Below are 13877 nucleotides of genomic sequence, written 5' to 3'. Positions count from 1 at the left end.
GTGAGGGAGCGCGCGTGCGTCACCATGCGAGCCGCCATTCCGTGATCGGCGGACTCGCTACCGGAATGCGCGTGCCGTCGTGCGGCTCATCGTCATCGTGGCCAGCGCGCTCATTGCGTGGTTCACGTCGCGCGCCGTCGTGCTCGGCGAAATCGGCCAGCACTTCGTCGCGCAAACGGATGAAGCGGGGATCGTTGCGCTCGCGTGGGCGCGGCAACGCGACATCGACGATCCGCTTGATGCGGCCCGGCCGCGGCGCCATCGTGACGACGCGGTCGCCGAGGTAAAGCGCTTCGTCCACATCGTGCGTGACGAGGATCATCGTGATGCGTTCGTGTTCCCAGATGCGCTGCAACTCGTTCTGCAAACGGCCGCGCGTGAGCGCGTCGAGCGCGCCGAACGGTTCGTCCAGCAGCAGCACGCGCGGGCGATTCACGAGACCGCGCGCAATCGCCACGCGCTGCGCCATGCCGCCGGACAATTGATGCGGGTATGAATTTTCAAAGCCCTTGAGCCCGACCAGGTCGATATGCTCGGCCACGGCTTCGCGTTTCTCGCGCGCGGAAAGCGGCGCGTTACGCAGCGCGGCGAGAATGTTTTGCGACGCCGTGAGCCACGGAAACAGCCGGTGATCCTGGAACACGATGCCGCGTTCGAGCGACGTATCGCGCACCTTGTCTCCCGCGACGACGATGTCGCCGCTATAGTCGGTGTCGAGCCCCGCGATCAATCGCAGCAGCGTGGATTTACCGCAACCGCTCGAACCGAGCACGCTGACGAACTCGCCGGCGCGCACGCGCAGGCTGATGTCGTCGAGCACCGCGAGCGGCGTGCCGCCTTGCTGCGCGTAGTGTTTGCTGACGTGAAGAATGTCGATGCTGTCGGAGAGCGTGGAAGAAGTCATGAGCGGTCCGGAGAGTGAATGTTGATCTACAGGTTCAGCGCGTCGCCGAGTTGAACCGGCGCGCAAAGATCGCCCGCTCCACGGCGCGCGCCAGCGCGTTCAACGCCCAGCCCGTCGCGCCGATCACGATCACGCCGAACAGCACCAGATCCATGCGGAACTGCTCGCTGCCGTCGATCAGCGTATTGCCGATGCCGCTGCCGGCCACCAGCAGATATTCAGCGCCGAGCGTGGCGAGCCACGAATAGATCAAGGCGAGATAGATGCCGGTGAAAATCGACGGCAGTGCGGCCGGCAGAATCACGGCGCGAATGAGCTGCCATCGCGAGTAACGAAAGGCGCGAGCGACTTCGATATAGGCGCGCGGCACCGCGTGAATGCCGTCGCAAGTGTGCGCGGTGACGGGCAGCAGCGCGGCGAGCGAGAGGAACACGACTTTCGCGACGTCGCCCAGACCGAACCACACGGAAATCAACGGAATCCACGCGAATAGCGAGATCTGTTTGAAAGTGTCGAAGCTCGGTCCGATCATGCGTGTCGCGAGCCGTGAAAAGCCGAGCACGCTGCCGAGCAGCAGGCCGCCCAGCGTGCCGATCACAAAGCCGCTCGCCTCGCGCGCGAGCGAGGCCGAGAGCGCTTTCAAAAGCGCGCCGCTTTCGATCTGCTGCCACGCGGTGGCGAGAACCTGCGCCGGGCTGACGAGCAATCCGCTTTTGCTGACGTGCGCTGCCGAAACCGCCCACCAGATTGCGATCGCGACGACGGGCAAGACGGCGCCGCGCCAGTCGACGCTTGTCAGCAGCGGACGGCGCGGTTGGGCCGCGCGCCGGAACGAAGCGGGTGCGCTGCAATCGCAGGATGCGCCGGCGGACTGTTCTTCGGGCTGATTGGAACGCTTGAATAGCTTCATCGTAGTGGCCTCGCGTGTGGCGCCATGTGGGTGTCGTTCATGCGATCACTCGCGAAATGCCGATGGCTGTCCGCGGCGCAGGCGCGCTTCCAGCGCATCGAGCGCACGATTCACCGCATAACCGATTGCGCCGACCACGACCACCGACGCCATCACCAGATCGAGTTGAAAGAGTTGCCGCCCATAGACGATCAGATAGCCGAGTCCTTCGGACGATGCCACCAGTTCGACGACCACCAGCGCGAGCCAGGCCTTGGTGAACGCGAGCCGCACGCCCGTGGCGAGCGTCGGCACCGCCGCGGGCAGGACGAGATAGACGATCCGTTGCCAGCCGCTGTACTCGAACACGCGCGCAACTTCATTCAACGCGGCGGGTGTCTGGCGGAATCCTTGCAGCGTGCTCAACGTGACGGGCACGAGCGCCGCGTGCGCGATCAGAATGTATTTGAGCGGCTCGCCCACGCCCACGAGCAACAGCAAAAACGGCAGCCACCCAAGCACCGGAATCTGCACCAGCGCATTGAAGCTCGGCAGCACATAAGCTTCGAGCGTGCGCGACAACCCCAGCGCCGCCCCGAGCGCAAAGCCGAGCAGCGTGCCCGCGCCGAAACCGAGCAGCACGCGTTGCAGGCTGACCAGCGTATTGCGCGCGAGGTCGCCGCTCCTCGCCAGTTCGACCAGCGTCTCGAACACGCGCTCAGGCGGCGGCAGAATCTGCGGCGCGATCCAGCCGCGCTCGCAACCCACGGCCCATAGTGCGAACAGCAGCGCGGGCAAGACCCACGGCGCGAGCCGCCACGCAAGCGCGCGCAGGCGCGGCTCGCGAAACAGCGGAACGTGCGACGTTTGCGGCGTACTGGGCGGCGCGAGCCGTTCGCGTTCGACGTGGATTGCGGTTTCGCTCATCGTGGTCGCTCCGGTGGCTTAGCTGAGCGGTTTGCCGGCGGCGTCGTAACGCGTCCAGTAGTGGTCGAGCTTCTGCGTGCGCAGCGCGTTGTCGAGATATTTCGTTTCGAACCAGCCATCGACCTCAACCGGCTGGCGGATCAGTTTGAGGTTCAGCGCATCCGTCGCAACCGCTTTGTAGCGCCCCACGATGAACGGATCGATCAACGGCGAGTTGCGGTCCTTCAGCTTCTGATTGGCGAACTCGGCCTGCCACGACGAATAGGGCACGCCGCTTTTGGCCCACAGCTTGAAGAGCGCATCGCGGTTGGCTTCATCGGAGGACCATTGGGCGCCTTGCACGAACACGTTGACGACGCGCTGCACGATATCCGGATGCGCATGATCGAAGTCGTCGACCACCAGCAGATGCGCCTGCCGCGTGAACTGCGGACCGTCGTTCTGCGATTCGTAGACCACTTTCGCGAGGCCTTGATCACGCAGCTTGTACACGTGGTAATCGTTGACCGACGCGTCGATGCCTTTGGAGGCCAGCGCCGCGAGCGAACTCGCTGTATCCAGATTGATCACGCGCAGATCGCGTTCGTTCAACTGATTGGCGGCGAGCGCGTTGTCGGCGACGAGTTGCAGATTGGTGCCGCGAAAGATCGACACGCGCCGGCCTTTCAGGTCCTTGATCGAATGCACATCGGAATCGGTCGGTACAGCCACCTTGATGCCGGTGCGCACGCCCGAGGCGAGTAGCAAGTGTGTTTTCAGGCCGTTGGCGCGGGCGAGCACCGCGGGCAGATCGCCCTGGAAGGCGAAGTCGAGCGACTTGTCGGCGATTGCCTCGTTGACCGCCGGCCCGGCGCCCTTGAAGAACAGCCACTCGACCTTGATGCCGTCGGCGGCGAATTCCTTTTCGAGCGACTGCTGCAATTGCACGGTCGCCGCCGGCGAGCCGCCGAAAGTGGGCGGATCTCCCGTGCCTTGCTGCGCGACGCCGATGCGGATCACCGTCGGCTTGTCGGCATAGGCGTGAACCGCGGCAAGCGAGAGGGTCGCCACGGCGACGAAAGACTTCAGCAGACGGAAATAGCGCATGCGCAGATACCAATCGGTGAGTGGGAACGGGTGTGAAAGCCCGGGTTGGCGGATAACCGGCGCGCCGGCCGCCGGGTCGTCGACCGTCGGAACTACACGTTAGATTCGCGTGCGCTCGATTCCAACCAATCATTGCAGATAAGAAAATCTGCAGAAGTGCGAACCGTGCTGCCGATAGCGCCAATGGATGCCACACCACCAGGCAAGCGCGGAAATCCCGATTTGCATAGTTGAATTCGTCGTTTTGCCGGCGTGTAGCGAATGGCTACCATGCATCGCTTCAGCCATTCATGCGAAGTCCGGATCATGTCCACTGTTGCCTTTCCGTCGACCACCATCGACACCCAAACGCCCGCTGAGAGCGCGGCGCGGCCCGCCGTCATTCGCAGCGCGCAAGACGTTTCACGCATCGTCAATGCCGGCGCAGCGAAGGGCAGCAATGCGCGCATCGTGATTGCGATCGCGCTCGGCGGCGTCTTTCTGGATGCTTACGATCTCACCTCGCTTGCGTACGGCATCAAGGACATCGCGCGCCAGTTTGCGCTGTCGCCGGTACAGGTGGGCTTCGTTTCATCGGCCATTACGTTTGGGGCGATTCTTGGCGCGCTGTTCGGCGGCTACCTGACCGATCGCATCGGCCGCTATCGTGTCTTTATGGCTGACATGCTGTTCTTCGTGGTCGCGGCAATCGCGGCCGGTCTCGCGCCGAATGCGTGGGTGCTCGGCGGCGCGCGCTTTCTGATGGGTTTCGGCGTCGGTCTCGATCTGCCGGTGGCGATGGCGTTTCTCGCCGAGTTCTCGCGCGTAGCGGGCAAGGGCAACAAGGCGGCCAGCGTCGCTGCGTGGTGCCCCGCCTGGTACGCCGCCACGAGTACCTGCTATCTGCTGATTCTCGGGCTCTACGCGATTCTGCCGGAGCATCAGCTTGGCTGGCTGTGGCGTCTGACGCTCGCGTTCGGTGCCGTGCCCGCCATCGCGATCATTCTGGTGCGCAGCCGCTATATCAGCGAATCGCCGGTATGGGCCGCGAATCAGGGCAATCTCGACGAAGCCGCGCGCATCCTGAAACGCACGTATGGCGTGGATGTCGTGGTCGAGAAAAACGACGCGCCGGTCAAAGCGCCGCGCGCCGCTTCATGGCGCAACTACGGCGTGCTATTCAACGCAACGTATCGCCGCCGCACGATTCTCGCCGCGGTGATCGGCAGCGCTTCTTCGTTCGGCTATAACGCGATCATCTTCGGCTTGCCGGTGATCATCACCAGCTTCTTTCATCAAGGACCGCTCACCACGATCATCGCCGCGCTGGCGTTGAACCTGGCATTCGCGTTCGTCGGCGGGCTGATCGGTGTGCGCACCGCGCCGACGGTCGGCGCATGGAAGATGACGGTGCTCGGACACGCGCTGCAGTTCGCCTCGCTGATCGGCCTCGCGCTGATCGGCAAACCCGGCAGCGGCGCGCTTGTCGTAGTGGCGATCCTGCTGCTCGGCGGCTATCTGTTCGGGCAAGGTTTCGGACCCGGCTCCCATTCGATGACCTATGCGTCGCTGAGCTATCCCACGTCGTTGCGCGGCATCGGTGTGGGTTTCAATCAGACGCTGGTGCGTTCCGCATCGACGGTCTCGCTGTTTCTCTTTCCGGTGCTCGCCGCCGCGCTCGGCACGAAGGTGTTCTGGCTCATCGCAATCGCGCCGCTGAGTTCGCTGCTCACGTTGCTGGTGATCCGGTGGGAGCCGTCGGGCTATGACATCGACAGCGAGGATTACGACGTCGAGTCTGCATTGGCGGGAACACGTTAATGTCGTCGCGTATCGCCCAACCGGATTCGCCGCCGCCGTCGCGCGCTCGCCGCCGTGTGCTGGGCCGGCTGGCGCTCGGCAGCCTCGTCGCCTCCCACGCCGCGGCAGCGAGCGAATTGCTCAAGCCGCTGGAGGTCGCGCCATCGAGCCGCGTGCCCGGCGCACCCATATTGGAACATCCGTACGGTGTGCCGTCGACGCATGAAGCGGATGTCGTACGCCGCAGCGCACGCGCGTGGCCGCTGCCCGGCGCGGCTTCGTCGATGACGCCGCTCGCCGAATTGCACGGCACGCTCACGCCCAATGGTCTCGTCTACGAACGTCACCACGGCGGCGTGCCCGACATCGACCCCGATCAGCACCGGCTGGCAATTCACGGACTGGTACGGACGCCGAAACTCTTTACGATGGACGATCTGCTGCGCCTGCCCTCCGAATCGCGCATTCATTTTCTCGAATGTTCCGGCAATACCGGCAATGAATGGAACGGGCCGAGCGGCATGCCGGTGCAACTCACGCATGGACTGCTGTCGTGCTGCGAATGGACCGGCGTGCGTCTTTCCACCTTACTCGAAGAAGTGGGCGGCGTAGCGGTCTCCGAAAGCGGAACAGCGGGCGGCTGGTTGCTGGCGGAGGGCGCTGACGCCGCTGCCATGACGCGCAGTTTGCCGCTCGAACGGATACTCGAGCGCGCACTCGTGGTCTACGCGCAAAACGGCGAACGCTTGCGCCCGGAGAACGGCTATCCGTTACGGCTGATCGTGCCCGGCTTCGAGGGCAATACCAACGTCAAGTGGCTGCGCCGGCTGAAGGTGGTCGACGCGCCGTTGCAGACGCGCGAGGAAACCTCGAAGTACACCAGCCTGCTCGCGAACGGCACCGCGCGACAGTTCGCGTTCGAGATGGACGCGAAGTCGGTGATCACGCGGCCGTCGCCGGGGCACCGTCTGACCACGCACGGCTATTACCCGATCACCGGCCTCGCGTGGTCAGGACGCGGCACGGTCCGCAAGGTCGAAGTCTCGACCGATGGCGGCGCGACGTGGCGCGCCGCGCGCCTGGTCGGCGCGCTTCATGATCGCGCGTTGACGCGCTTCGAGGCGGACTGGCGTTGGGACGGCGGCGCGGCCGCAATTCTTTCGCGCGCCACCGATTCGACCGGCTACGTGCAGCCGACACGCGCCGAGCTCGTCGCCGCGCGCGGTCTCAACTCGCAATATCACTACAACGCGATTCAGCAATGGCGCGTCGAGGCAAGCGGCGAGGTGCGTAATGCGTGAGGCACGTTTGAGGTGCAAGCCCGCCCGCGTGGCGTTGGCCGCGTTGCTGTCGCTGATGGCGCTGACGTCGTGCTCATCGGTGGCGCCGTCAGCGCGCGACGCCCCGGCGAACCACGACATCGGCACGCCGCTCACGGCGCAAGACCTTGCGGCATGGAACATCGACATCGCGCCGAACGGCCGCGGTCTGCCGGCGGGCAGCGGCGACGTCGCCACCGGCGCGCGCATCTTCGCCGCGAAATGCGCGGCGTGCCACGGCGCGCAGGGCCAGGGCGGCCTCGGCGATCAGCTGATAGGCGGGCAGGGCACGTTGACGAGCGCAAAGCCGAAGCGCACCGTTGGCAGCTACTGGCCGTATGCGACCACGCTGTTCGACTATATCCGTCGCGCCATGCCCTACACCGCGCCCGAATCGCTTTCCGCCGACGAGGTGTACGCGCTCAGCGCGTTTCTGCTCAACCAGAACGGCATCGTGCCGGCGAATACGCGGCTCGACGCGGCGTCGCTGCCGCGCGTGGTCATGCCCAATCGCGACGGTTTCGTCGCCGATCCGCGTCCTGGGAGGCTTTGACGGGGCCTCGCGGGAACCCATCTGGAGCCGGCCGGCTGCCCGCAGCGCGTTAAAGCATCGGGTTTATCACTGCAGCAGATATCGGTATCGGATTTGCTTCGTTGTCGAGGCGCGTGCGTGCCGGTAAATTCGTCTGACTGCGCCCTTGCCGGCGTTTCCGAACAGATTCGACCAAGAGTTTCCTGTGACGACTGTCTCTGCACCCACCGCCGCCAGCGCGACTGGCCACGCTCATCAGACCCAGCCCATCGAAATTCGCGCGTTCGGCGGCCCCGTCGGCGCTGAAGTGCTCGGCCTCGATCTCAGCCAGCCACTGAGCGACGACGATTTCCGCCGCATTCACCGCGCGCATCTGGATCATCACGTGCTGGTGTTTCGCGATCAACGCATCACGCCGGATCAGCAGATCGCCTTCAGCCGCCGCTTCGGTCCGTTGCAGATTCATGTGCTGCATCAGTTCCAGTTAAAGGGCTATCCGGAAGTGCTGATCGTCTCCAACATCGTCGAAAACGGCCAGCCGATCGGTCTCGGCGATGCCGGTCACTACTGGCATTCCGACCTGTCGTACAAGGAGAAGCCGAGCCTCGGCTCGCTGCTGCACGCGCAGGAATTGCCGTCGGAAGGCGGCGACACGCTGTTCGCCAACATGCATCTGGCGTACGACACGCTGCCCGCGCATTTGCGTGCCGCCGTGGAAGGACGTTCGGCGGAACACACGTATCTCGCGAAGTACGCCGAACTGCAAAAACGCAGCCCGTGGCGCCCGAATCTCTCCGCCGAGCAGATCGCGCAGGTCAGGCCGGTGGTGCATCCGATCGTGCGCACGCATCCGGAGACCGGGCGCAAGGCGCTTTTTGTCAGCGAGCATTTCACGACCCGCGTGATCGGTTTGCCCGAAGACGAGAGCAAGCAATTACTCGATGAGCTCTTCGCGCATAGCGTGCGGCCGGAACATTTGTACCGGCATCAATGGGCTGAACGCGACATGGTGTTCTGGGACAACCGCTCGTTGATGCATCTCGCGGCCGGCACGCCGGATCATCTGCGCCGCAAACTGTATCGCACGACGATTGAAGGCGACGTGCCGTTTTAACGGCAACGTAGCCCGCTTATTACCATCACACGCTGACCGGAGTTCCGATGCTCGCCATGTTTCGCCCGACCGCTGCGCGGTCGTCTTTCGCTCACCGTTTAACCGCGACGTTGCTGACTTTGTCGACGGCGGTGGCCGGCCTCGGCGCAGCCGTGCCCGCGCATGCCGAAGGGCAGATCCGCGTGGCCGAACAGTTCGGCATCGTCTATCTGCTGCTGAACGTGGCGCGCGATCAGCAGTTCGTCGAGAAGGAAGGGCGCAAGCAGGGACTCGATATCAAGGTCGACTGGGTGAAGCTCTCGGGCGGCGCCGCCGTGAACGACGCGCTGCTTTCCGGCGCAGTGGATATCGCCGGCGCGGGCGTCGGTCCCTTGCTGACCATCTGGGATCGCACGCATGGCAAGCAGAACGTGAAGGGTGTGGCGTCGCTCGGCAATCTGCCGTACTACCTGATCAGCAACAATCCCGATGTCAAGACGATTGCCGACTTCACCGAGAAAGACCGCATTGCGGTGCCGGCCGTCAACGTGTCGGTGCAATCGCGCGTGCTGCAATACGCGGCGGCGAAACGTTGGGGCGACAAGGATTACAACCGCCTCGACAAGTTCACGCAGGCTTTGCCGCATCCGGACGCGGCCGCGGCGATCATCGCGGGCGGCACGGAAATCACCGGCCACTTCGGCAATCCGCCGTTCCAGGAGCAGGAACTCGCGGGCAATCCGAAGGCGCACATCGTGCTGAATTCCTACGATGTGCTGGGCGGCCCGAGTTCGGCGACCGTCCTGTACGCAACGGAAAAATTCCGCGACAACAATCCGAAAACGTATCGCGCATTCGTCGACGCACTGGCCGACGCAGCGCGCTTTATCACGGCGAATCCCGATGCCGCGGCCGATATCTACATCCGCACGAATCAGTCGAAGATCGACCGCAATCTGCTGCTGAAGGTCATCAAGGATCCGCAGGTGCAATTCAAGGTCGCGCCGCAGAACACGTTCGGGCTCGCGCAGTTCATGCATCGCGTCGGCGTGATCAGGAACGAACCGAAGTCCTGGAAGGATTATTTCTTCGACGACCCGGCGACCGCCACCGGAAGCTGATCATGAAGGCATACGCGAGCATCGCCGGACATTTAACGGCCCGAGTGGTCGGCTTACAGGGAGCGATCTGATGGTGGCCAATCCTACCGTGCTGTTTCCGCAGCAGGCTGAAGCAGCCGCGCCGGCGACCAGCGAAAAACTGCTCGCGGTCGAAAACATCAACCTCGAATACCGCACGCGTGAGCGGATTGTGCGCGCGACCCACGACGTGAGTTTCGACGTCTACGGCGGCGACCGTTTCGTGCTGCTGGGACCGTCCGGGTGCGGCAAGTCGACCTTGCTCAAGGCGGTGGCCGGCTTTATCGAACCGACGTCCGGCAGCATCTCGCTCGACGGCCAGATTGTGCGCGGTCCCGGCGCCGATCGCATTGTCGTGTTTCAGGAGTTCGACCAGTTGCCGCCGTGGAAGACCGTGCTGCAGAACGTGGCCTTTCCGCTGCGTGTCGCGAAGAAGCTCTCGCGCGCCGAGGCCAACGAGCGGGCGCTGCACTATCTGGAGAAGGTCGGGTTGGCGTCGTTTGCCAATGCTTATCCGCATACGTTGTCGGGCGGCATGAAGCAGCGCGTCGCGATTGCCCGTGCGCTGGCGATGCAACCGCGCGTGCTGCTGATGGACGAACCCTTCGCCGCGCTCGACGCGTTGACTCGCCGCAAGATGCAGGAAGAACTGCTGCGTCTGTGGGCGGAAGTGAAATTCACCCTGCTGTTCGTCACGCATTCGATCGAGGAAGCGCTGGTGGTGGGCAATCGCATCCTGTTGCTGTCGCCGCATCCGGGGCGTGTGCGCGCGGAACTCAACAGCCATCAATATTCGCAGGACAGTTTCGGACGCAGCGATTTTCAGCGCAGCGTCGCGCGCATTCATCACCTGTTGTTCGAAGAGACGGAGGCCGGGCAATGAGTTCTCCCGCCATTTTGCTGCCGCCGGTTCGCGACGAGTACGAGCGTCCCCTTGAACCGCTCGGCGAACTCGTGCTCGAAACGCCGCTGCCGCTCGGCAAGCGCATTTTCGCGCAGAGCTGGTTGCGCAAGACGCTGATCGCGCTGGTGTTGATCGGCATCTGGGAAATCGCCGCGCGCGCGATCGACAACGATCTGCTGCTGCCCACGTTCGGCGCGACGTTCAGTGCGTTCGTACAAGGCGTGTGGTCCGGCGAATTGCTGCAAAAAACCGCCGTATCGATGTCCGTGCTGCTGCGCGGCTATCTGCTCGGCGCGGCGCTCGCCTTCTTGCTGACGTCGCTCGCGGTGTCGACGCGTCTGGGCCGCGATGTCCTGTCGATGCTGACGGCGATGTTCAACCCGTTGCCGTCCATCGCGCTGTTGCCGCTCGCGTTGCTGTGGTTCGGCCTCGGCACCGGCAGCCTGCTGTTCGTGCTGGTTCATTCGGTACTCTGGCCGCTCGCACTGAACACCTATTCTGGTTTTCAGTCGGTGCCGGCGACGCTGCGCATGACGGGTCGCAACTACGGGCTCACCGGCATGCGCCATGTGCTGCTGATTCTGGTGCCGGCGGCGTTGCCGGCGATTCTGGCGGGCTTGCGGGTGGGTTGGGCGTTTGCCTGGCGCACCCTGATTGCCGCCGAACTCGTCTTCGGCGCGAGTTCAGGCAGCGGCGGCCTCGGCTGGTACATCTTCCAGAATCGCAACGAGCTGTATACGGACCGCGTTTTCGCGGGCCTCGCCGCGGTGATCGTGATCGGCTTGCTGATCGAACACCTGGTGTTCGATACGCTCGAACGCGTAACCGTGCGGCGCTGGGGCGTGCAGCACTGAGGCCTCTTCAGCGCGCCATACGCGCACGCCGTACCGGACGGGCGGCGGCGCATCGCGTTGACGAGTACGATAGTGCGGCAGGGCGCTTGCGTTGCTCGCACGCTGCGCCGCACAAAGCAAGTTGACGAAAACTCCCGGTTGCTCCCGCTGCCGCCGTGGACTACAAATCTGAAGCTGCGCACGGTCCGCCGCCAACGAGCCGTGCATCTCAATGAGCACGATGTTTCGTAACGAGGCGTGCGGCCCGTCGGTGACGGTGAATACACGAACGCCCTGACCCCGAACCGGTTAGACAAGGAGAGCTCGCCATGGGTATGCGCCCAGATCCCACCTTTCATGCGTCACCGAAACTCGCCATGGATGCGCCCGCGGAAGAATACGCGTACACGGTGCTTCTCAGCCCCGACTTCTCGCAGCCCGACGCGCTCGCCGTGATCGACGTGAAGCCCGGCTCGCCCACCTACAGCCAGGTGGTTCACACCGTGCCGGTGCCGTACAAGGGGGACGAGTTCCATCATTTCGGCTGGAATGCGTGCTCGTCGTCGCTTTCGCCACTGACCGGCCACGCGTTCCTCGAACGGCGCTATCTGATCATTCCGGGTATGCGTTCCTCACGCATCTACATCGTCGATACCCATCCGCATCCGACCCAGGCGAAGATTCACAAGATCATCGAGCCCGAGGAGATTTTCCGCAAAACCGGCTACTCGCGTCCGCATACCGTTCACTGCGGGCCGGAAGGGATTTACGTCAGCACGCTGGGCGGCGCGGGGGAAGATGGCACCGACGGGCCGCCGGGTATCTTTATCATGGATTGCGAAACGTTCGAGGTGCTGGGCCGCTGGGAGATCGATCGCGGCTCGCAGGAGAAGCACTACGATTTCTGGTGGAACCTGCCGCGCGACTATATGGTGTCGAGCGAATGGGCATTGCCGCCGCAGTTCGAGAACGGCATCGTCCCCGAAGATCTGCTGTCGAACCAATACGGGCACCGGATCCACTTCTGGGATCTGCGGGGCCGGCGCAACGTGCAGACGCTCGATCTCGGCGCGAACCATCAGATGGCGCTCGAAGTGCGGCCCGCGCACGATCCGAGCCGCGAGTACGGTTTTATCGGCGTGGTGGTCGATACGACGAACCTGGAAGGCTCGATCTGGACCTGGTGGCGCGAAGGTGGCGAGTTTCACATCGAGAAGACCGCCACCATTCCGCCCGAGCCCGCCGCCACCGAACAGTTGCCGCCGTTGCTGCAGGGTTTCGGCGCGGTGCCGCCGCTCGTCACGGACATCGACCTTTCCATCGACGACAAATTCCTCTACGTCGCCTGCTGGGGCACAGGCGAGATGCGCCAGTACGACGTGACGGAACCCCGCAAGCCAAAGCTCACGGGATCGGTTCATATCGGCGGGATCGCACGGCGCACGCCTCATACGAACGGCAAGAGCTTCGCGGGCGGTCCGCAGATGGTGGAGATCAGCCGCGACGGCAAGCGCGTCTACTGGACCAACTCGCTCTATTCGACATGGGACAACCAGTTCTACCCGGACGGCGTGCCGGCGGCGCAGGTCATGGCGCGAGCCGAACCCGGCGGCGGCCTCGCGTTGGCCGACGACTATTGGGTGACCTTTCCGGAGGGCTATCGCGCTCATCAGATCCGGCTCGAAGGTGGAGACTGTTCGACCGATTCGTTCTGTTACCCGTCGGTGGGCGTTTGATTGGGGGAGGCTGGTCGCAGACCGGCTTGTGGCTGGCCATTCTGGCGAGCGGTCTCTATCACGGGATCAATCCGGCAATGGGGTGGCCGCTCGCCGTGTCGAGCGGTCTGATGGAGCGGCGCGCACGGGCGTTGTTCGGCGCGCTCGTCTATCTCGCGGTCGGGCACGTGCTGGCCGTGTTACTGGTGATGCTGCCGTTCGCCATGCTGACCGTCCTGCTCGCCTGGCAGCGCGCGATACAGGTCGGCGCCAGTCTGCTCGTGATCGGCTTCGGCGTGTTTCTGCTGATCCGGCGGCGCCATCCGCGTGTCCTCGTGCGAATCCCGCCGTCACGGCTCACGCTGTGGTCGTTCGCCGTTGCCATTGCGCACGGCGCCGGACTGATGCTCGTACCGATCTACCTCGGGCTGTGTAGCGCTTATCAAATGGATCGAGGGCACCGAGCCGCGCAAACGCTGATCGAAGCGAATCTCGGCATGGCGCTGCTCGTCTCAGGTGTACATGCCTGCGCGATGATGGTTGCCGGTGGCTTTCTGGCCTGGCTGGTTTATCGTTACCTCGGGCTGAAGTTCGTGTCGCGGAGCTGGTTCAATCTGGATGCGGTGTGGGCGTTAAGTCTTGTTCTGGTTGGCGCGCTCTCGCTGGCGCTCAACGCAGCGGTAGTCGGCGAGGTGTGAGCGGCCCGTGTGTGGGTTTCTGCTGGCAGACCCTTTGTCTAACTTCCAACACAACGGGC

At 64.0% G+C, this 13877-nt stretch carries 13 protein-coding genes; 9 read left to right on the top strand and 4 right to left on the bottom strand.

All coding sequences use genetic code 11. The features are described from left to right. Nucleotides 1-19: 19 nt before the first annotated feature. From B0G73_RS13270 to B0G73_RS13255, 4 genes are read right to left on the bottom strand one after another with little or no spacing between them, the layout of a single operon-like run. Entirely contained in the window at nt 20-904 is an 885-nt protein-coding gene (locus tag B0G73_RS13270; RefSeq protein WP_106281351.1) for an ABC transporter ATP-binding protein, read from the bottom strand. A 34-nt stretch (nt 905-938) separates the two neighbouring features. Next, nucleotides 939-1814 (bottom strand): ABC transporter permease, encoded by an 876-nt coding sequence (locus B0G73_RS13265; RefSeq protein WP_181196541.1) that lies wholly within the window; start codon nt 1812-1814, stop codon nt 939-941. A 45-nt stretch (nt 1815-1859) separates the two neighbouring features. Further along, nucleotides 1860-2720: an ABC transporter permease gene (locus B0G73_RS13260; protein ID WP_106281349.1), complete on the bottom strand. Its 861-nt coding sequence runs from the start codon at nt 2718-2720 to the stop codon at nt 1860-1862. An 18-nt stretch (nt 2721-2738) separates the two neighbouring features. Beyond that, nucleotides 2739-3806 (bottom strand): ABC transporter substrate-binding protein, encoded by a 1068-nt coding sequence (locus tag B0G73_RS13255; RefSeq protein ID WP_106281347.1) that lies wholly within the window; start codon nt 3804-3806, stop codon nt 2739-2741. A gap of 306 nt (nt 3807-4112) precedes the next feature. Between B0G73_RS13255 and B0G73_RS13250 the strand changes: the two genes are divergently transcribed. The 9 genes from B0G73_RS13250 to B0G73_RS13210 all read left to right on the top strand — a co-directional run bounded on the left by B0G73_RS13250 (nt 4113) and on the right by B0G73_RS13210 (nt 13818). Continuing rightward, nucleotides 4113-5606 (top strand): MFS transporter, encoded by a 1494-nt coding sequence (locus tag B0G73_RS13250; protein ID WP_106281445.1) that lies wholly within the window; start codon nt 4113-4115, stop codon nt 5604-5606. Further along, nucleotides 5606-6886, top strand: a complete 1281-nt coding sequence (gene soxC, locus B0G73_RS13245) for a sulfite dehydrogenase (RefSeq protein ID WP_106281345.1) — start codon at nt 5606-5608, stop codon at nt 6884-6886. The genes B0G73_RS13250 and soxC overlap by 1 nt, the downstream gene beginning before the upstream one ends. Next, nucleotides 6879-7457, top strand: coding sequence for a c-type cytochrome (locus B0G73_RS13240; RefSeq protein ID WP_106281343.1), 579 nt, complete (start codon nt 6879-6881; stop codon nt 7455-7457). The genes soxC and B0G73_RS13240 overlap by 8 nt, the downstream gene beginning before the upstream one ends. A gap of 184 nt (nt 7458-7641) precedes the next feature. Then, a complete protein-coding gene (locus B0G73_RS13235; RefSeq protein WP_106281443.1) occupies nt 7642-8550 on the top strand; it encodes a TauD/TfdA family dioxygenase in 909 nt (302 codons plus the stop codon). Nucleotides 8551-8597: 47 nt separating this feature from the next. Further along, nucleotides 8598-9650 (top strand): ABC transporter substrate-binding protein, encoded by a 1053-nt coding sequence (locus B0G73_RS13230; RefSeq protein WP_106281341.1) that lies wholly within the window; start codon nt 8598-8600, stop codon nt 9648-9650. A 70-nt stretch (nt 9651-9720) separates the two neighbouring features. Further along, nucleotides 9721-10551, top strand: coding sequence for an ABC transporter ATP-binding protein (locus B0G73_RS13225; protein WP_106281339.1), 831 nt, complete (start codon nt 9721-9723; stop codon nt 10549-10551). Further along, the gene (locus B0G73_RS13220) at nt 10548-11426 is read left to right on the top strand and encodes an ABC transporter permease (protein ID WP_106281337.1); all 879 of its coding nucleotides are present in this window, start codon (nt 10548-10550) and stop codon (nt 11424-11426) included. Before B0G73_RS13225 ends, B0G73_RS13220 begins: the two co-directional genes overlap by 4 nt. A 308-nt stretch (nt 11427-11734) precedes the next feature. Further along, nucleotides 11735-13141 carry a selenium-binding protein SBP56-related protein gene (locus B0G73_RS13215; protein ID WP_106281335.1) on the top strand — a complete coding sequence of 469 codons (1407 nt, stop codon included), beginning with the start codon at nt 11735-11737 and terminating at the stop codon, nt 13139-13141. Next, nucleotides 13138-13818 (top strand): hypothetical protein, encoded by a 681-nt coding sequence (locus tag B0G73_RS13210; protein WP_106281333.1) that lies wholly within the window; start codon nt 13138-13140, stop codon nt 13816-13818. The genes B0G73_RS13215 and B0G73_RS13210 overlap by 4 nt, the downstream gene beginning before the upstream one ends. Nucleotides 13819-13877 lie beyond the last annotated feature (59 nt).

It is taken from the genome of Paraburkholderia sp. BL25I1N1 (assembly GCF_003002025.1).
GTDB lineage: Bacteria > Pseudomonadota > Gammaproteobacteria > Burkholderiales > Burkholderiaceae > Paraburkholderia.
The sequence above is the reverse complement of the archived record's forward strand: the minus strand, read 5'-3'. Positions and strand labels throughout refer to the sequence as shown.

Bases quoted from the DNA above. Each gene is read 5' to 3' on its own strand.
- B0G73_RS13270 (WP_106281351.1), bottom strand. From the start codon at position 904: ATGACTTCTTCCACGCTCTCCGACAGCATCGACATTCTTCACGTCAGC.
- B0G73_RS13240 (WP_106281343.1), top strand. From the start codon at position 6,879: ATGCGTGAGGCACGTTTGAGGTGCAAGCCCGCCCGCGTGGCGTTGGCC.
- B0G73_RS13220 (WP_106281337.1), top strand. From the start codon at position 10,548: ATGAGTTCTCCCGCCATTTTGCTGCCGCCGGTTCGCGACGAGTACGAG.
- soxC (WP_106281345.1), top strand. From the start codon at position 5,606: ATGTCGTCGCGTATCGCCCAACCGGATTCGCCGCCGCCGTCGCGCGCT.
- B0G73_RS13260 (WP_106281349.1), bottom strand. From the start codon at position 2,720: ATGAGCGAAACCGCAATCCACGTCGAACGCGAACGGCTCGCGCCGCCC.
- B0G73_RS13255 (WP_106281347.1), bottom strand. From the start codon at position 3,806: ATGCGCTATTTCCGTCTGCTGAAGTCTTTCGTCGCCGTGGCGACCCTC.
- B0G73_RS13265 (WP_181196541.1), bottom strand. From the start codon at position 1,814: ATGAAGCTATTCAAGCGTTCCAATCAGCCCGAAGAACAGTCCGCCGGC.
- B0G73_RS13215 (WP_106281335.1), top strand. From the start codon at position 11,735: ATGGGTATGCGCCCAGATCCCACCTTTCATGCGTCACCGAAACTCGCC.
- B0G73_RS13250 (WP_106281445.1), top strand. From the start codon at position 4,113: ATGTCCACTGTTGCCTTTCCGTCGACCACCATCGACACCCAAACGCCC.
- B0G73_RS13225 (WP_106281339.1), top strand. From the start codon at position 9,721: ATGGTGGCCAATCCTACCGTGCTGTTTCCGCAGCAGGCTGAAGCAGCC.
- B0G73_RS13230 (WP_106281341.1), top strand. From the start codon at position 8,598: ATGCTCGCCATGTTTCGCCCGACCGCTGCGCGGTCGTCTTTCGCTCAC.